Origin of the sequence: Anaerotignum faecicola (genome assembly GCA_024460105.1) — a bacterium.
Classification (GTDB): Bacteria; Bacillota; Clostridia; order Lachnospirales; family Anaerotignaceae; genus JANFXS01.
Map to the genome: position 1 here is coordinate 1 of JANFXS010000233.1, position 468 is coordinate 468.

At 44.4% G+C, this 468-nt stretch carries 1 protein-coding gene; it reads left to right on the forward strand.

From position 1 onward, the window contains the following. The coding region (locus NE664_13700) for an Rpn family recombination-promoting nuclease/putative transposase (protein ID MCQ4727687.1) at positions 1-468 on the forward strand (468 nt) is incomplete at both ends.

A 468-nucleotide genomic window follows, 5' to 3' on the forward strand; every position in this document is an offset into this window, starting at 1 on the left:
GGGGGTTGAAGATCAGCTATGATCCCTTCTTCAAACTGATTTTTAATCCGGATGTACACAGTGATCGTTTATCTGCCATGCTTTCCTGCATTATGAAGCAGAGAGTGACAGTGAAGCAGGTCTTATCCCCGGAATCCAACCGGATTTCTGCGGAAGGTTCTCTGCTGATTATGGATGTTCTGGCTGAACTTGAGAGCGGAGAATTAGTAAATATTGAAATTCAGCGCATTGGCTACGCTTTTCCGGGAGAGCGTGCCGCCTGTTATTCCTCGGACCTGATGCTTCGGCAGTACAGCCGGATAAAAAGCAGAAAAGAAAGGGGATCTACTTATAAAAAACTTTGGAATGTGTATACCATTGTTTTGATTGAAAACAGCGGCGCAGAATTTCACAAAATCCCCGGGCAGTATATCCACTGTTCCAGTCAGGTGTTTGATACGGGACTGGAGCTTAATTTACTGCAAAAAT